Source organism: Caballeronia sp. LjRoot29, from assembly GCF_964252755.1.
Lineage (GTDB): Bacteria > Pseudomonadota > Gammaproteobacteria > Burkholderiales > Burkholderiaceae > Caballeronia.
Genome location: NZ_CAXUPU020000023.1, coordinates 86,903 through 105,924 on the forward strand (window position 1 = coordinate 86,903; position 19,022 = coordinate 105,924).

The 19,022-nt window shown below is 61.5% G+C and carries 8 protein-coding genes; 6 read left to right on the forward strand and 2 right to left on the reverse strand.

Annotation, left to right across the window (positions count from 1 at the left end):
- Nucleotides 1–56 precede the first annotated feature (56 nt).
- From treS to treY, 6 genes are all read left to right on the forward strand, one after another.
- Complete coding sequence (gene treS, locus ACSQ83_RS23220; protein WP_436229734.1) at nt 57–3,446, forward strand: maltose alpha-D-glucosyltransferase; 3,390 nt, start codon at nt 57–59, stop codon at nt 3,444–3,446.
- Complete coding sequence (gene glgB / locus ACSQ83_RS23225; protein WP_436229735.1) at nt 3,439–5,655, forward strand: 1,4-alpha-glucan branching protein GlgB; 2,217 nt, start codon at nt 3,439–3,441, stop codon at nt 5,653–5,655. Before treS ends, glgB begins: the two co-directional genes overlap by 8 nt.
- A gap of 1,125 nt (nt 5,656–6,780) precedes the next feature.
- The gene (glgX, locus tag ACSQ83_RS23230; protein WP_436229736.1) at nt 6,781–9,042 is read left to right on the forward strand and encodes a glycogen debranching protein GlgX; all 2,262 of its coding nucleotides are present in this window, start codon (nt 6,781–6,783) and stop codon (nt 9,040–9,042) included.
- 103 nt (nt 9,043–9,145) lie between these two features.
- Entirely contained in the window at nt 9,146–11,023 is a 1,878-nt protein-coding gene (gene treZ, locus ACSQ83_RS23235; RefSeq protein WP_436229737.1) for a malto-oligosyltrehalose trehalohydrolase, read from the forward strand.
- The gene (gene malQ / locus ACSQ83_RS23240; RefSeq protein WP_436229738.1) at nt 11,020–13,245 is read left to right on the forward strand and encodes a 4-alpha-glucanotransferase; all 2,226 of its coding nucleotides are present in this window, start codon (nt 11,020–11,022) and stop codon (nt 13,243–13,245) included. The genes treZ and malQ overlap by 4 nt, the downstream gene beginning before the upstream one ends.
- 4 nt (nt 13,246–13,249) lie before the next feature.
- A complete protein-coding gene (treY, locus tag ACSQ83_RS23245; RefSeq protein ID WP_436229739.1) occupies nt 13,250–16,186 on the forward strand; it encodes a malto-oligosyltrehalose synthase in 2,937 nt (978 codons plus the stop codon).
- 33 nt (nt 16,187–16,219) lie between these two features.
- Here treY and ACSQ83_RS23250 read toward each other — a convergent pair whose 3' ends face one another.
- Together ACSQ83_RS23250 and ACSQ83_RS23255 are read right to left on the reverse strand one after the other, a co-directional pair.
- Nucleotides 16,220–17,635, reverse strand: coding sequence for a hemolysin family protein (locus ACSQ83_RS23250; RefSeq protein ID WP_436229740.1), 1,416 nt, complete (start codon nt 17,633–17,635; stop codon nt 16,220–16,222).
- A gap of 61 nt (nt 17,636–17,696) precedes the next feature.
- Nucleotides 17,697–18,860 carry a sensor histidine kinase gene (locus ACSQ83_RS23255; RefSeq protein WP_436229741.1) on the reverse strand — a complete coding sequence of 388 codons (1,164 nt, stop codon included), beginning with the start codon at nt 18,858–18,860 and terminating at the stop codon, nt 17,697–17,699.
- Between the last annotated feature and the right edge of the window lie 162 nt (nt 18,861–19,022).

Genomic DNA, 19,022 nt, shown 5'->3' on the forward strand with positions numbered 1-19,022 from the left:
ACAGAACAACTCATACAGCCGGGACGAAAGACTCGTCGCGGCTCAAGGAGCGACACGTGAAGCGTAACAAGAACTCGACTCTCAGCAACGATCCGCTCTGGTACAAAGACGCGATCATTTATCAGATCCACATCAAGTCTTTCTTCGATGCAAACAACGACGGCATCGGCGACTTCCCCGGCCTGCTCGCGAAGCTCGATTACATCTCCGAACTCGGCGTGGATACGATCTGGCTGCTGCCGTTCTACCCATCGCCACGACGTGACGATGGGTACGACATCGCCGATTACCGCAACGTGCATCCCGACTACGGCACGCTCGCCGACGTGAAGCGCTTCATTCAGGAAGCGCACGCGCGCGGCATTCGCGTGATCACCGAACTCGTCATCAACCACACGTCCGATCAACACCCGTGGTTTCAGCGCGCGCGTCTGGCCAAGCCCGGTTCGAATCATCGCAACTACTACGTCTGGTCCGATACCGACAAGAAGTACGAAGACACGCGGATTATTTTTATCGATTCGGAGCCGTCCAACTGGACGCATGATCCGGTCGCGGGGCAGTATTACTGGCACCGGTTCTTTAACCACCAGCCCGACCTGAACTTCGATAACCCCGCCGTGCTGAAGGAAGTGCTGCAAGTGATGCGGTTCTGGCTCGACATGGGGATCGACGGGTTGCGGCTTGACGCCGTGCCGTACCTGGTTGAACGCGAAGGCACAAACAACGAGAACCTGCCGGAAACGCACGCGATCCTGAAGAAGATCCGCGCGACGATCGATGCGGAATATCCGAACCGCATGTTGCTGGCCGAAGCAAACCAATGGCCTGAAGACGTGAAGGAATATTTCGGCGAGGAAGACGAATGCCACATGGCTTTCCACTTCCCGCTGATGCCGCGCATTTATATGTCGATTGCGAGCGAGGACCGCTTTCCGATCACGGACATCATGCGGCAAACGCCGGATCTCGCGCCGACTAACCAGTGGGCCATTTTCCTGCGTAATCACGATGAGCTGACGCTGGAAATGGTCACGGATTCCGAGCGCGACTATTTGTGGAACACATACGCAAGCGATCGCCGCGCGCGTCTGAATCTCGGCATTCGCCGACGTCTCGCGCCGCTGATGGAACGCGATCGCCGGCGGATTGAACTGATCAATTCGCTGCTGCTGTCCATGCCCGGTACGCCCGTGATCTATTACGGCGACGAACTCGGCATGGGCGACAACATCCACTTGGGCGATCGCGATGGCGTGCGTACGCCGATGCAGTGGTCATCGGATAGAAACGGCGGATTCTCGCGCGCCGATCCGGAGCAACTCGTGTTGCCGCCGGTGATGGGTTCGCTCTACGGGTATGACGCGGTGAACGTGGAATCGCAGAGCCGCGATCCACACTCACTGCTTAACTGGACCCGCAAGATGCTGACGGTGCGTCGCGGGAAGCAGGCGTTCGGCCGCGGCACGATCCGTTTCCTGCGCCCGAACAACCGCAAGATCCTCGCGTATTTGCGTGAGGTCGAAGGCGAACCGCCCATCTTGTGCGTCGCGAATTTGTCACGCGCTCCGCAGGCGGTCGAACTCGATCTGTCCGAGTACGCCGGTTCGGTGCCGCTGGAAATGACGGCGGATTCCCCGTTCCCGCCCATCGGCCAGCTCACCTATTTGCTGACCTTCCCGCCGTACGGTTTCCTGTGGTTCCAGTTGTGCCCGGGCAATCAGCGGCCGGCGTGGAGCCAGGCGCCGTCCGAGCAATTGCCTGAATTCGTGACCATGGTGATCCGCGCCGGCCAGACCGGACCGACGCCGGAAAACGTGCGCCTGCTTGAATCGGAAGTGCTGCCGTCCTACTTGAGCAAGCGCCGCTGGTTTGCATCGAAGGACAAGAAGCTGCTTGGCGTGCGTCTCGCCGCGTTGACGACCATTCCGGAAGCCGGTTTTGCGTTCACCGAAATCGAAGCCGATCTCGGCGATCACACCGAACGCTACGTGCTGCCGCTCACGATTGCATGGGGCACGGAAACGACCTCGCCGCTTTACATGCAGCTCGCCCTCGCGCGTGTTCGCCAGGTTCGTAATATCGGTCATATCACCGACGCCTTCGCCGTCCCGAACTTCACCTACGGCGTGTTGAAGAAACTCTTGCAGCGGGCGGTCATTCCGACGGTGCAGAAGAGCGAGATTCGCTTTATTCCGACCGAACGGCTCGACGCGCTCGCCGCCAATTTCAGGCCGGGCGAACCACCGCCGGAAATTCGCTGGCTGGCAGCAGAGCAGAGCAACAGCTCGCTCGTGATCGGCGACCAGATCGTGCTGAAACTCGTGCGTCGCCTGGTTGGCGGGATTCATCCGGAAGCCGAAATGAGCCGGCACCTGACGAAGCTCGGTTACCAGAATACGGGACCGCTGTTCGGTGAAGTGGTACGTGTCGATCCGGAAGGCGTGCCGCATACGCTGTGCATCTTGCAAGGCTTTATCGACAACCAGGGCGATGCGTGGAACTACGCGCTCGATTACCTGCGCCGCACCGTCGATGAACTTGCGCTGGCGGTGGATACCGACGACCACTCGATGGACCGCGAGAAGGAGCTGCAAGGCATCGAAGGTTATCGGACGGTCATAGGAATCATCGGGCGACGTTTGGGCGAACTGCACGTGGCGCTCGCTCAGCCCTCCGACGACTCCGCGTTCACGCCCGAAAAGGCATCGAAGAAGGATGTTCGTACCTGGAACGACGGCACGCACACGCTGCTCGTGACGGCGCTCGATATCCTCGCCGCCAAGCTCCTGGAGATGAACGAGCACGACCGTGCGATGGCGCAGAGCCTGCTCGATCGTCGCGACCTGCTGCTTGCCGCGGTGCAAAAGCTCGTGCCGGAAAGCGCCGATGCATTGCGCATCCGGATCCACGGTGACTTCCACCTTGGGCAGGTGCTGATGGCGCAGGGCGACGCGTTCCTGATCGATTTCGAGGGTGAACCGGCGCGGCCGCTTGATGAACGCCGCCAGAAATCGAGTCCGTTGCGCGATGTGGCCGGCTTATTGCGTTCCCTGTCGTATGCGAGCGCGGCTGCTCAGCCGACGACAACCGGAAACGCGCCGCAGGCCACCGCCGATCGCAAGCGCGCGTTGTTCGAGCGCCTGCGCGGTCATGGCGAGGAAGCGTTCCTGCTCGAATATCGAGCGGCGGTGGCCGCTTCACCGCAACCCGTTGCCGGCGACGAAACCACCTTCGCCGCCCTGCTCGATCTGTTCCTGATCGAGAAGGCCGCCTACGAAATCCGCTATGAAGCGGCGAACCGTCCGACCTGGATTGGCTTGCCGTTACGTGGCCTCGCGTCGCTTGCGAGCCGCTTGCTGGGTGATACGGGCGCACCGCCCGCTCCCGGTTCGCGACCCGCCGACGCATTCAAGGACACATCAGATGGAAACGAAAATGAATAAGCGCACAGACGACAGGGTGTTGACCGAAGGTCTGCATCCGCTCGATATCGACGCGCTCGTCGAAGCTCGCCATCCCGATCCGTTTTCGAAGCTCGGGCTTCATCAGACCGATGCCGGCCCCGTCGTGCGCGTGCTGCTGCCCGGCGCAACCGGCGTGCAAGTGCTGGAGCGCGACAGCGGCAAGCCGCTTGGCACGCTCACGCAGGTTCATCCGGCGGGGTTGTTCATCGGGTTTATCGATGAGATGCAGGCGTACAAGCTCAATATCGATTGGCACGGCACGCCACAAGAAGTCGCCGATACCTATTCGTTCGGCCCCGTTTTAGAAGAAGACCCGTTGAACCGCATTTCCTGGGGCGATCCGTATGCGGTGATGGAATGCCTCGGCTCGCGGCCGATCGTTCATGGCGGAGTGGCGGGTGTGCGTTTTGCCGTATGGGCGCCGAATGCACGACGCGTGTCGGTGGTGGGCGACTTCAACTCGTGGGACGGCCGCAGGCATCCCATGCGCCTGCGCCATAACGCCGGCGTCTGGGAACTGTTCGTGCCGGGACTTGGTGCGGGCACGCGCTACAAGTACGAGATCATCTCGCGCGAGGGGCACGCGCTGCCGCTGAAAGCCGATCCATGCGCGATGCAAAGCGAGCGTCCACCCGCGACGGCTTCTGTGGTCGCCGATGCTGACGCTATCGATGGATACGCCTGGACCGACAGTGAGTGGATGAACTCACGTGGCCCGAGGCAAACCGTGAATGCGCCGATTTCCGTGTACGAAGTCCATGCGGAATCGTGGCTGCGCGTGCCTGAGGAAGGCAACCGCGGCATGAACTGGCACGAGCTTGCCGAGCGCCTGATTCCGTATGCAAAGAGCATGGGGTTCACGCACCTCGAGTTCATGCCGATTGCGGAGCATCCGTTTGGCGGTTCGTGGGGTTATCAGCCGTTGGGGCAATTTGCGCCATCGGCGAGATTCGGAACGCCTGAGCAATTCGCCGAGTTCGTAAACCGCGCGCACGAAGCGGAGCTGGGGATCATTCTCGACTGGGTGCCGGCGCATTTTCCCAACGATGCCCATGGTTTGATCGAGTTCGACGGCACGCCGCTTTACGAGCATGCGGACCCGCGCGAGGGGTATCACCAGGACTGGAATACGATGATCTATAACCTCGGCCGCAACGAGGTTAGTGCATTCCTCGTGGCGTCGGGATTGGCCTGGTTGAAGCGTTATCACGTCGATGGATTGCGAGTGGACGCGGTGGCTTCCATGTTGTATCGGGACTATTCGCGCAAGGCGGGCGAGTGGGTGCCGAACATGTATGGCGGGCGCGAGAATCTGGAATCGATAGCATTCCTCAAGCGTCTCAATCACGAGGTGCGTCAGATTCCTGGGGCGATTACGATTGCTGAGGAATCGACTGCGTGGCCGGGCGTGACGGCATCGCTTGAGGATGGCGGGCTGGGTTTCGATTTCAAGTGGAACATGGGCTGGATGCATGACACCTTGCATTACATGGAAGAGGATCCTGTGTACCGGCAGTATCACCACAACATGTTTACGTTCGGGATGGTGTATGCGTATTCCGAGCGATTCTTGTTGCCGCTGTCACATGACGAGGTGGTTCATGGGAAGGGATCGTTAATTGGGAAGATGCCGGGGGATCATTGGCAGAAGTTTGCGAATCTGCGGGCGTATCTGGGCTTCATGTGGACGCATCCGGGCAAGAAGCTGTTGTTCATGGGTGGAGAGTTTGGGCAGTTTGGCGAGTTCAATCACGATACGTCGCCGCATTGGCATTTGCTTGATGATCCGTTCCATGGCGGCTTGCAGAAGCTGGTTCGCGATTTGAACCGGGTGTATGGAGAGGAGCCCGCGTTGTACAAGCTTGATAGCGATCCACATGGGTTTGACTGGCTGATCGGCGATGACGCGGCGAATAGTGTTTTTGCGTTTCGTCGTACCGATGGTGAAGGTCGTGAGTGCGTGGTGATATCGAATATGACGCCGGTGCCGCGGCAGGGGTATCGGGTGGGATTGCCGAAGGGCGGGACGTGGAGTGAGATCGTGAATTCGGATGCGTCGGTGTATGGCGGTTCGAATATGGGGAATGGGGGCGTGATTCACGCCGAGAATGTTTCGAGTCATGGGCGGGAGTGGTCAGCGGCGTTGACCTTACCGCCGTTGGCGACGATTGTGCTTAGGGCTGAGTAGTAGGAGGGGGTCTTTCGTTCGCACTGGTTGGATGGGTGGTGCTTGGGGTGCGGGTCTTGCGGCAGCGCGTCGGGTTCTTTGCCGGGTTGCTAGGTTCCGAAGTTAGCGGTTCTGCGTCTATGCCGGGTTGCTGCTCTCCAAGTCTTCGCGAGTTAGATGTTGGCTGTTTTCTTCATCACTGTTAGCCACTGTGCGTGGCGGCACGTCATTTCTTGGTCCTTAGCGACAAAGAAACGAAGCAAAGAAAACGCTTTCACCGCTCTACCCTAAGTGTCCACAGCGTGCAGTTCCATTTCATAGGTGCCCCAAAAGCACGGTGCTCGCAAGAGCTTAGGATGTTTGAAACCCTCCTTCTCGCGAATCCTGACAGTAAAACGCTTCGCCCCGTACGCTCTCGGGCAAGCACCATGGCCAAAAAATCCGCACAGCCTCACGCGTATTCAAGACCTCATTTCTTAGCAAGTTGGCCAGCAGTTTGCGTGTGCTGGAGCTCGTCAGGCGGCATGCGTCGGATGAATTGCGTTTGCTGAATTGTGTTGAACGGTTTGCGCGGACGGTCTGCCGACCTTTCTTCGTGGACGAACGCTTACTTCAGGTTGATTTTTGTATTGTGTTTGCTGGCCTGTGCGCTTGTTTGATTGGGTGCGGGCAGAGGCATTTTGACGCTATATTTTTTAGTGGATTGGCGACGTGGTTCGTCATGCGTACAGATCTTGGTGGTTGGTTCTAGGCGGATAGCGCGGGGTGCTCTTCGGGCAGCTTCAGTCACTGGTGGCGAAGCGTGGGGTATCCGTGTTCGGAGAAAGAGGGGTTCACACATCCGTGGCTCTGGCGAGCACCGTGCTTTTGGGGCACCCATGAAATGGAACTGCACGCTGTGGACACTTAGGGTAGAGCGGTGAAAGCGTTTTCTTTGCTTCGTTTCTTTGTCGCTTTGGACAAAGAAATGACGCGCCGCCACGCGCAGTGGCTAATAGTGATAAAGAAAACGGCTAACGTAAAACCCGCGAAGACCTAAAAAGCAGCAACCCGGCATAGACCCAGAACGCTAACGCAAGAACCTCGCGACTCAGACTAAGCACCAACCCAAACCCAAACCCAAAACCCGAGTGCGAACGGAACCCTATGGCTAATTCATTTCCCGACAAGTTACTCCCGGGCGCGGCATATCCACTCGGAGCGAACTGGGACGGTTTAGGCGTCAACTTTGCAGTTTTCTCAGCGAACGCACACAAGATCGAAGTCTGCCTCTTCGATACCACCGGCCGCAAAGAGCTAGCCCGCTTCGAGCTACCCGAATGCACCGATGAAATCTGGCACGGCTACCTCCCCGGCGCACACCCCGGCACGGTCTACGGCTTCCGCGCGCACGGCCCGTACCAGCCGCAACACGGTCATCGATTCAACCCGCACAAACTGCTCCTCGACCCCTACGCGAAAAAACTCGTCGGCCAATGGCGCTGGTCCGACGCCCTGTTCGGATACCGCGTACATTCAAACCGCCTCGACCTCTCAATGGACCGGCGCGATTCAGCCCCCGCCACCCCAAAATGCGTCGTGACCGACGATGCCTTCGACTGGTCCCGCGACGCACGCCCGAACGTGCCCTGGGGCGAAACCGTCATCTACGAAACACACGTGCGCGGCACATCCATGCTCCGCAACGACATCCGCCAGCACGAACGCGGATCGTTCGCAGCGCTGTCATCGCCGTGGTTCATCGAACACTTGCAAAAGCTCGGCATCACCGCCGTCGAATTCCTGCCCGTCCACGCATTCCTCAACGACCGCTTCCTCGTCGAACGCGGTCTCAAGAATTACTGGGGCTATAACACCGCCGCGTTCTTCGCACCCGAACCAACGTACCTCTCGACCAACCGCCTGAACGAAATGCGCATCGCCGTACGCCGGCTCCACGCAGCAGGTATCGAAGTGATTCTCGACGTGGTCTACAACCACACCTGTGAAGGCAACGAGCTCGGCCCAACGGTCTCATGGCGCGGCCTCGACAACGCCAGCTACTACCGCCTGATCCCCGGCGATGAACGCCGTTATATCAACGAAACAGGCTGCGGCAATACGGTGAACCTGTCGCATCCCCGGGTCCTGCAAATGGTCATGGACTCGCTGCGCTACTGGGCCACGGCGTTCAACATCGATGGCTTCCGCTTCGATCTCGGCGTGACGCTAGGCCGCGAAGGCCACGGCTTCGATCCCGGCTCCGGTTTCTTCGACGCCATCCGCCAAGACCCGATCCTCAACACGCGCAAGATGATTTCCGAGCCCTGGGATATCGGCCCCGACGGTTATCAGGTCGGCAACCATCCACCAGGATTCGCCGAATGGAACGATAAATTCCGCGACGGCATCCGCCGTTTCTGGCGCGGCGACGCGGGCGTGAGACCGGATCTCGCCGCGCGCCTCACCGGCTCCGCCGAGTTGTTTAACCGGCGCATGCGCAAGCCCTGGGCATCGGTGAATTTTGTCTCTTCGCACGACGGCTTCACGATCCGCGACGTGACCTCCTACGAGCAGAAACACAACGAAGCCAACAAGGAAGGCAACAACGACGGCCACAACGAAAACTGCAGTTCCAACTGGGGCGTGGAAGGCCCGACCGATGACCCCGAGATCCTCGAAACCCGAGGCCGCGTGGCACGTGCGCTGATCGCAACGAACCTGCTCTCGCTCGGCACGCCCATGCTGCTCGGCGGCGACGAATTCGGCCGCACGCAACACGGCAACAACAACGCGTATTGCCAGGACAATGAGATTTCATGGATCGACTGGGCACAAGCAGAATCGCCCGACGGACGCACGATGACGGACTTCGTCGCCCGCGTGATCGCGCTGCGCAAAAACTACCCGCTGCTGCGGGAAATGCGCTTTCTCCAGGGCGACCGCGAGGTGCTGCCGGGTCTATACGACGTCGGCTGGTTTGACGAAAGCGGCACAGCGCTGAGTATCGACGCGTGGCAGGATCCTGAAGGCCGTGCGCTGACGCTGCGTCGCGCGGGGCCCGGTCTGAACGGGGAAATCGATGTGATCCTGATCATGATGAACGGATCGTCGCAAACGCTGAACTTCGCCGCGCCCGCACCGCACTTGGAATGGAACGTGCTCATGGATAGCGCTGCGCCCGATGCACTGCAATATCCGCTGATCGGCGGCGATCTGGAGGTGCAGGCGCACAGCGTGGCCGTACTGCTCGCGCAGCCGACCGGAGACGCCGACTGGCAAGCTGTCTGGATGGCCGGCGCTCACGAAGGGCCACGACTCTTGACAGCGTTGCCGCCGGACCCGGGCACAATCGGACCGCGACGGACGGCGGACCCCTGGAAGGCGCCCGTGCCCGAGCACGCACCGCCCGCAAAGGAGGAAAATTGAACGGCTCAAGACGCCCTGAAGCGCCACCAAGACGTCAGGCGCGAAACGCCGGGCAGGCATCCAAGCCAAGTAACTGACCAAGCGCACTGAAGGCACTCACATCATGTCCGAAACCCCAATCGATCCGCACAAGCGTCACCATGCCTATTGCCTGCCCTTCGGCGCGCATCTCACCGATGCCGGCCACACGCGGTATCGCTTCTGGGCGCCGTCGCTGAAAGCTGTGCAACTGGAGCTCTACCCCAACGGCGACGATGCGGCTGCCACGCTCACCGACATGACTGCCACCGGCAACGGCTGGTTCGAAGCGCTCGCTGAAGGCGGCGCGGGCACGCGGTATCGGTATCGGATCAATGCGGATCTGGCGGTACCCGATCCGGTCTCGCGCTTCCAGCCGGACGACGTCCATGGTCCGAGCGAAGTGATCGACCCGCGTGCGTATCGATGGGAAAACACGAACTGGCATGGCCGGCCGTGGGAAGAAACCGTGCTCTACGAAGTGCACGTGGGCGCCATGGGCGGTTATACCGGCGTGACGCGCCGCCTGAAGGAATTCGCGCACCTCGGCGTAACGGCCATCGAACTGATGCCGCTGAACGACTTCAGCGGCAGCCGCAACTGGGGCTACGACGGCGTGCTGCCCTACGCGCCCGATTCGGCCTACGGCACGACTGACGAACTGAAGACACTCATCGATACCGCGCATGGTCTCGGCCTGATGGTCTTCCTCGACGTGGTCTACAACCACTTCGGCCCGGACGGCAATTATCTGAGCGCCTACGCCAAATCGTTCTTTCGCGAAGGCGTGAATACGCCGTGGGGTCCGGCGATCGATTTCGAACGTCCGCAAGTGCGCGATTTTTTCTTCGATAACGCGTTGTACTGGCTGAAGGAATATCGCTTCGATGGCCTGCGCCTCGACGCCGTCCACGCCATCAACGACGACGAGTGGTTGCGCGAATTGTCGGACCGCGTGCGCTCGTCGGTGGAATCGCAGCGGCATGTGCATCTTGTGCTGGAGAACGAGCACAACACATCGAACCTGCTCGAATCGCATTTCAACGCGCAATGGAGCGACGACTCGCACAACACGCTGCATGTCCTGCTGACCGGCGAGGACGAGAGCTATTACGGCGCGTACAGCGACGAGCCGATCCAGAAGCTTGCGCGCGTGCTGGGCGAGGGGTTTGTGTATCAGGGCGAGCCCTCGCCGATCCATGACGGCAAGCCGCGCGGCGAACCGAGCGCCCACTTGCCGCCCACGGCTTTCGTGATGTTTTTGCAAAACCACGATCAGGTCGGCAACCGTGCAATGGGCGACCGCTTGCGCTCGTTGTGCAGCGAAGACGCGCTCTACGCGGCCACCGGGCTGATGCTGCTCTCGCCGCAAATCCCGATGCTGTTCATGGAAGAGCAGTACGGTTCAACGCAGCCATTCCTGTTCTTCACGGACTACCACGACGAACTCGCCGATGCCGTGCGCGAAGGACGTCGCCGGGAATTTGCGAAGTTCTCCGCTTTCACCGACGAAAAGCGCCGCGCGCAGATTCCGGATCCGAACGCTGTCGAGACGTTCACGATGTCCTCGCCCGATGAAAGCAAGCAGCCCGCCGATCGCAACGACTGGCTGCATTTCTATCGCTCGGCGCTGGCCGTGCGCACGAAGCTGCTGATGCCGCACCTGAAGAATGCGAAGGCGCTGGGCGCCAAGGTGATCGGAGAGAAAGCGGTGCTCGCGAACTGGCGGCTCGGCGATGGCAGCACCTATTCCATCGCGCTGAACCTGGGCAAGGAAGCTGTTTCACTCACCGGCCATCCGCCGGGCAAAGTCGTCTTCGAAACACCGGCTCGGGCGCGCGACGCGGCAGATCGCGGCGAACTGGGTGCAGAGACATTTATCGCGTGGCTGACGGGCGATTTCGCCGATGCCGCGTTTAATCACGACGCACGTCGCGTCAAAGCTTCGGGGAAAACCTCGTGAGCACGACCATCAACACCCCGGCTACGCCGGATAAAACGCCGAGCGCTATCGAGGCGCTCGCCACCAAGGCCGGTTTCGAGGTCGAGTGGCAGGACGCGCACAAGCAGATCCAGCGCGTGCCGGAAGAAACACTGAAAGTGCTGCTTGAACGCCTCGGCTTGCCTTGCGGCAACGCCACGCAACTCAAGCAAAGCACCGCGACGCTCGATGCGGAATTGTCCGGCCGCAAGTTGCCGCCGTTGATGACCGCGGAGGTTGATCGCGGTATCTCGCTGCCAACGGCGGCCGTTAAATCCGGCGCGCGGTATCGGATCGAACTGGAAAGCGGCGCGGTTATAGATGGGCGATTTACATCGCCGAAAGGCGCCACCGCGTTGCTCTCGCCGATCTCCGAGCCGGGCTACCACACGCTCGTGATCAACGAGCAGCGTACGACGCTCGCGGTGGCGCCGGCGCGCTGCTACACCGTCAACGACGCGTGGCACACGCTCCAACCCGCTTCACAGGCCACCCCGCAATCCACGCCGCCGATGTGGGGCGTCGCCGCGCAGGTGTACGGTTTGCGGCGCGCAGGCGACGGTGGTGTCGGCGACTATTCCGCGCTCGCGACGCTTGCGTCGGAGAGCGCGCAGCGCGGCAGCCACGCCATCGCGATCAGCCCGATGCACGCCATGTTCAGCGCAGAGCCGAACAAATTCAGCCCGTACTCGCCTTCATCGCGACTGTTCCTGAACATCGCGCACATCGACCCGGCAGCGGTGCTCGGCGCGGAAGCAGCGCAAGCGGCGATAAAAACAGCCGGTGTCGCCGATGAATTCGCCGAACTCGAAGCACTGCAGCTAATCGACTGGCCGCGCGTGGTCACGGCGAAACTGGCCGTGCTGCGTGCGTTGTTCGCGCAGTTCAACGCGCAACCCAACGACACGCTGCACAAGGAATTCGCCCGCTTCGTGAAACGCGGCGGACGCGCGCTGGAGGATCACGCGCGCTTCGAAGCGCTCCAGGCCGCGCAGTTGAAAGAAGCCAACGAAGGCCACTGGCGCAACTGGGCCGGTGAACTGCGCGATCCGCGCAGCGACGCCGTCGCGGAATTCGCCGCCGCGAACAAAGACGAAGTCGATTTTTTCCTCTTCGCACAATGGCTCGCGGCCAAGGGCCTGTCGCATGCGCAGCACGTCGCGCGCGACTCGGGCATGGCGATCGGCCTGATCGCAGATCTGGCCGTGGGCTGCGACAGCGCGGGCAGCCACGCGTGGTCGTATCGCGACGAAATGCTGCAAGGCGTGTCCGTCGGCGCGCCGCCCGATCTCTTCAACCAGGCGGGACAATCGTGGGGCCTCACCACGTTCTCTCCGCGTGCGATGCGTACACAAGGTTTCTCCGCGTTTATCGATATGCTGCGTGCCGCGTTCACGCTCGCGGGCGGTATTCGTATCGATCACATTCTCGGCTTGCGGCGTCTCTGGCTCGTGCCCGACGGCGAAAGCGCAAAGAACGGCGCGTACCTGCGGTATCCGCTCGATGACCTGTTGCGCCTGATCGCGCTCGAATCGTGGCGGCATAAAGCCATCGTGATCGGCGAGGATCTCGGCACGGTTCCACCCGGTTTCCGCGAACGCCTGCACGAACACGGCCTGCTCGGCATCCGCGTGCTCTGGTTTGAACGCGCTGAAAAGGGCCCGGGTTTCAAGGCGCCGGCCAGCTGGGACCACGACGTGGCCGCGACCACCACCACGCATGACCTGCCGACGGTGACCGGCTGGTGGATCGGCGAGGACATTGTGTGGCGCTCGAAGATTGGCCAGACCGCGGCGCGTGCCGACGGACAGGATCCGGTCGAAATGGCTCAGGCGGAACGTGGCGAGGATCGTAAATTGCTGTGGTCTGCCTTTCAGGAAGCCGGTGTCGCCGCGCCCGATATCCCTGTATCCGCCGATATCTCCCCGCAAACGGCACCCGTAGACGAAGCGCTCGCGTTCGTGGCGTCCACGCCCGCGCCGCTCGCGATCTACCCGCTGGAAGACTTGCTCGCGCTCGCCGAGATGCCGAACCTGCCGGGTTCCATCGACGAGCATCCGAACTGGCGCCGGCGGATGGCTGTACCCGTATCCGAACTCTTTGACGACGATTCCTTCGTCGACCGCCTGCTTGCTGTCGATCAGGCCCGAAAAAAATCCGCCCAGACGAAGGCGGCCACGCATAACGCTTCACCCACCGACTGACACCATGACCGTTCCACGCTCTACGCTCCGGCTCCAGCTGCACAAGGATTTCACCTTCGACGACGCCGCGCGCCAAGTCGATTACATGGCCGCGCTCGGGATCAGTCACGCGTATTTATCGCCGATCACCACCGCGACCAGCGGCTCGACGCACGGCTACGACACGGTCGACTACACCCGCGTCAATCCGGAACTCGGTGGTGAAGAGGCCTTGAGGCGCTTCGTCGAAAAGCTGCGCGCGCACGAGATGGGCGTGATCGTGGACGTGGTGCCGAATCACATGGGCGTGGGCGGATCGGAAAACCTCTGGTGGATGGATATCCTCGAATGGGGACGGCACGCGGCGCATGCGCGCTATTTCGATATCGACTGGCATTCGCCCGATCCCGCGCTGCGCGGCAAAGTGCTCGCGCCGTTCCTGGGTGCGGCCTATGGCGAGGAATTGCAGGGCGGCAAGATCAAGCTGTTGTACGACGCCGATTGGGGCCGTTTCAAGATCGAGTATTACGCGCACACGTTTCCGGTGAGTCCGCTCGACTACACGTCGGTGTTGCAGGACCACGCGCCCGAGATGGCGCAGCGCTTCACGGGGCTGTCCACGCAACCGGGCGACCAGCCGCGCGCCGACGAAGCGCGGGCGGCGTTGAAAGAGTACGCGGCAACGGACGACGGCAAGCGGGTTATCGGCTCCGCCGTGCAAGCGCATTCCGGCGATAACCCCATCGGTCGCGACCGTTTGCATCGGCTACTGGAGCGGCAACATTACCGGCTCGCCTGGTGGCGCACTGCTGCCGACGAAGTGAACTGGCGGCGTTTCTTCGACGTCAGCACGCTCGGCGGCATGCGCGTCGAACGTCCTGAAGTCTTCGAGGCATCGCACGCGTTGATTTTCAAGCTGTTTGCCGATGGGGTGATCGACGGCGTGCGTATCGATCACGTCGACGGCCTCGCCGAACCGCGTGAATATTGCCAGCGCTTGCGTGGCCGGCTGGAAGAGCTGGCTGAACATCGGCCGGAGAATTTGAAACAGGACCGCACGTATTTCGTCGTCGAAAAAATCCTCGCGCGCGGCGAACCCGTGCGTGACGACTGGCGTATCGACGGCACCACCGGCTACGACTTCATGAACGACGTCGGTGCATTGCTGCACGATCCGCGCGGTGCCGAGCCACTGGCACAAAGCTGGGCCGAATTGTCCGGACGTCCGGCGGATTTTGCCGTCGAAGCGGAAGCGGCGCGGCGCAAGATCCTGGCCGAGAACTTGTCCGCTGAATTGGATCGCGTTGCGCGCGCGTTGCATCGGATCGCACGTGACACGCCGGTCACTCGCGACTTCACGTATTCCTCGTTGCGGCGGGTGGTGAGCGAGCTCGTCGTGCACTTTCCCGTGTACCGGATCTATCCCGTCGGTGGTCTGCGCAGCGAAGAAGACGAGCGCTTTTTCTCGCAAGCGTACGAAGGCGCCAAGGCCGCGCTGTCGCCCGCTGATCTTGTCATCCTCGATCAAATCGCGCAGTGGCTCGGCGGTCCGGGCGGCGACGATGCCGTCGAAGAGAAACCACGTGAACGCGAGCGCTTGCTTGATCGCGGCCGGGATCGCGACCGCGATAGGGACCGCGATCGTCAAGCCGTTAGCTTGCCTAATCAAAATCTGCAAGCAAACAGCGCGGGCTCGAACTCCAGCGGTTCACATCGACGCAACGCGCAGACTCTGTTCTCTCAACTCACGTCGCCGGTGGCGGCCAAGGCGATTGAAGACACCGCGTGTTACCGATACGGCCGCCTGATTTCGCGCAACGAAGTAGGCGCCGATCCGGGCGAGTTCTCCTTGTCGGTCGACGCGTTCCACGCGGGCAATCTCGAACGCGCCAAACGCTTCCCGAACGCGATGCTCAACACCGCGACGCACGATCACAAACGCGGCGAAGACGTCCGCGCGCGGATCGCGGGTTTGAGCGAGATTCCCGATGAATGGGCCGCGACGTTGCGAAGCTGGTCGACGTTGAACACGCCGCATCGGCGCGCGCTGAACGGCAATGAACACGACTGGGCGCCGGGCGCTGCTGCCGAAGCCATGCTGTATCAAACGCTGGTTGGCTGCTGGCCGCCGACGCTCTCCCCTGACGATCAGGATGGCGTGAAAGAGCTCGCCGAACGCGTGAGCGCTTGGCAGTTGAAGGCGTTGCGCGAAGCCAAGTTGCGCACGAGCTGGTTCGCGCCCGATGAAGCGTACGAGAACGCATGCCGCGATTTTCTCTTCGATATCCTCGCGCCTCAACGTCGAGATGGTTTCCTCGGCGAGTTGCCGGCGTTCGTGGACCGCGTCGCGCGGACTGGCGCGATCAATAGTTTCCAGCAGACGTTGTTGCGGTTGACATCGCCGGGGGTACCGGATCTTTATCAGGGCACCGAACTATGGGATTTCAGTCTCGTCGATCCTGATAACCGTCGGCCCGTCGACTTCGAGCAACGCCGCGCGTGGCTGAGTGAAGGCGAGGCTCAAGGGGCACCATCGGAGCAATTGAAGAACTGGCGTGATGGCCGGGTAAAACTGGGGATCATTCGGCGCGCGCTGGCGTTGCGCGCGCACGCGCATTCGCTATTCGAGAAGGGCGCGTATGTCCCGCTGAAGGTGGAAGGTGCCCATGCGGACAGCGTGCTTGCGTTTGCACGGCATGCGGGCAGCGCGTACGCGGTGGTCATCGCCACGCGGCTGGCCGACTCGCTGCTGAGTGAAAGCAATGACGGCCTGCCGCTGGTAGACGCCGCTCATTGGGGCGATACGGCAGTCGTTTTGCCGGAAGCGCTGGCATCGCGTGCGTTGTTCGACTGGCTGAGCCCGAACGCGCCGAAGTCGGATGGGCAGCGCTTGTTCATGCGCGATGCGCTGGCTTCAATGCCGGTCGCGTTACTAATGGAAGAAGGCGTGCCACGGGCTTGACGTGGCTGAGGGCGTGGCAAACGGAGTCCTAAATCACTCCGCTTCCTGCGCCACCTCTTCATGCGGATACACGCGCACGAGCACGATGCGCGGCCCGTTCATCTTCTTCACCACAATATCGAAACGATCGAAGCCGATCCGCTGTCCTTCGCTCGGCAAATCGCCTAGCGCATTGATCACGAGTCCGCCGACCGATTCCGCCTGCCCTTCGTCGATATCAATCCCCAACGCCCGTTCAAGCGACACCACCGGCAAGCTGCCCTTGCCCATTAGCGTGCCGTCGTCCATGCGCGACCAGTCCGCGTCGCCTTGACGGAACTCATCGTGAATCTGGCCAACCAGCGCGCCCAGCAGGTTGTCGAGCGTCAGGAAGCCGATCGGCTTCTGCCCCTTGCGTCCGACCAGCGCAAAGTGCGGCGCGCCTTTGCGAAAGCGCCGGAACAATTCCAGCGCCGAAAGATTCCCCGCCACGTACTGCACCGGCCGCACATGCTTGGCCAGTTCATCCTGCTTCGCGTCCTGCCGCGTCAAACCTTGCAGCAAGCCGCGCCCGGCGCCATCGCGTGCAAGCAGCAAATCCTTCAGGTGGATCATGCCGAGGACGTGTTCGCCGGAGGCATCGGCGAAAAGGGGATAGCGGCTGAAACGATGGCGCGCGATCACTTGCATGTTGTCGCGCATGGGCACGTCGTTGCGCAGGCCGACCATCTCGTGGTTCGGGCGCATCAGGTCTGAAACCGTCATGCGGCTGAAATCGAGCGAATGGGCAATGGTGTTCCATTCATCGGCGTTATAGGCAGATCCGGCAGATCCGGCAGACCCTGCCCCGATTGCATCCGGCAAGGCGGCCGTCGATGCCCCGCTCAAGCGGCGGCCGCGCAGGATCAACTTGAGTTCATCGGTGGAATAGTGGGCGTCGCCGCCATGCTCCGCGCCGAGGCCGAACAATCGCAGCACGAAATTCGCGCTCGAATTCAGCACCCAGATGAACGGATACATGACCCAGTAGAAACCGTAGAGCGGCATGGCGACCCACAGGCCGACCTGTTCCGCGCGCCGGATCGCCCACGATTTCGGCGCGAGCTCGCCGACCACAATGTGCAGGAAGGAAATGCAGGAGAACGCGAAGAACAGCGAGACGGCATCGATCAGCTTCACCGATTCGATGCCCGCGAGCGCGAACAATGGATGCAGCAATTCGGCAAACGCCGGTTCGCCCAGCCAGCCAAGTCCGAGCGACGCCAGCGTGATGCCGAGCTGACACGCCGACAAATACGCGTCGAGCTTGCCGTGGACCTTAGCCAGCAAACGGCCCGGCAAACCGTTCGACCGTGCGATTGCCTGGACGCGCGTGGCACGCAGTTTGACGAGCCCGAACTCGGCCGCGACGAAAAACCCGTTCAACGCGACGAGCAACAAGGCACCAATTAGCGCGACAACCTGATTCAAAGCAACCTGCTCCGCAAAATGAAAACGCCAGTATAGAGGTGCAAGCTGACCGAAAGTTAAATCAGGTGCCGCTCAACGGCACGCGCAACCTGAGCGCTACCGCGGCGCCATCGGCGAGATCGTCGTGTTCGAAGGTCCCGCCGTGCGCTTCAGCCACACGTTTGCACAGTGCGAGCACCCACGCGATGCGCGCAGCTTCGCGCGGCAACGTCGCCTGACTTCGGGCGAACGCCTCGAGCACATGGGGAAGCTCAGGATCGAGGAGCGCTTTCTGCGATTCCGTGAATGTGACGATCGCGCTGAAAACACCGCCATCAACCGAGCCGTCCAGCACGACCTTCGATTCCGCGGCGCTCGCCTCGGTGGCGAACGCGAGCATCAGCCAGAGCGCCTGGGTGAGACGTTCGGTATCGGCGCTAATTTGCCCTTCCACCAGCTCGGATACAACGTGCAGCGTGACATGCCGCGTGTCCGCCAGACTCGCGCGGGCTTGCTGAACGCTTGTGTCCATCAGGTGCCGCAGCGCAAGCGGCGAACGATCAAGCGCCAGCGTTTTGGTCTCGGCCCGGGTGGTATCGATAAATTGCTCGATCAGCTTCACCTGCTGTTCCACGCCGGAACGAATCCCGCCTAGCGCGCGTTGGGCGGCGGCATCGGTGGTATCGACTTTGCGCTCGAGCACGTAACCCCAGCTATGGATCGCGTTCAGCGGACCGCGCAAATCGTGCGACACGACGCCGAGCACGTGATCGCGCATGAAAAGCGCCGCTTCGGCACGTAAATGCGCGGTGTGCTCATCGGCATCGGCTTGTGGTGACTTGGTTTCTAATGACGCCCCGGCGCCGCTCGGCGAAACAATCAGCGTCACGGTATCCGCCTGGCCGATACTGCCCGGCAGCGCGAGGATGGCGAACGAACGCGATCTCGACCGCCCGCCCTCGCCCTCGTCAATCGATACCCTCGCGCGACGCACGCTGCCGGCGGCGAACGCGGCATCGGCTGCTTCAGCAAGCACGGCGATCAGGGGTTTGGGCAAGGCGGTATCGGCGAGCGCGCGGCCTTCGAATGCGTGAGGGTCGAGATCGAATAGATGGGCGAAAACGGTATCGGCGGACAGGCAGCGTTGTGCGGTATCCAGCACGAGCACGCCGTCCGTGCCCGCGACCGGCGCTTCAGGACGGGGAGCGTGCCCCGTGTCGACCGTGCCGGAGAAAGACGTTGTCACGATAGGAAATCCTTGAGCGTTGATGAATGCGAGTATCTTGCCCGGTGTTATCGAGATGACTGGCCATTATAGGGGAGTGCTTCTGGGCATTCCCCGTGGGGCTTGACCGGCTTCTCCTCCCCATTAACGAGATACTGTCAAAGGGTGCAGCAAACTCGCAGC

What these genes read in the sequence shown, in the direction of transcription:
- glgB (WP_436229735.1), top strand. Translation starts at nt 3,439, where the DNA reads ATGAATAAGCGCACAGACGACAGGGTGTTGACCGAAGGTCTGCATCCG.
- glgX (WP_436229736.1), top strand. Translation starts at nt 6,781, where the DNA reads ATGGCTAATTCATTTCCCGACAAGTTACTCCCGGGCGCGGCATATCCA.
- treZ (WP_436229737.1), top strand. Translation starts at nt 9,146, where the DNA reads ATGTCCGAAACCCCAATCGATCCGCACAAGCGTCACCATGCCTATTGC.
- treY (WP_436229739.1), top strand. Translation starts at nt 13,250, where the DNA reads ATGACCGTTCCACGCTCTACGCTCCGGCTCCAGCTGCACAAGGATTTC.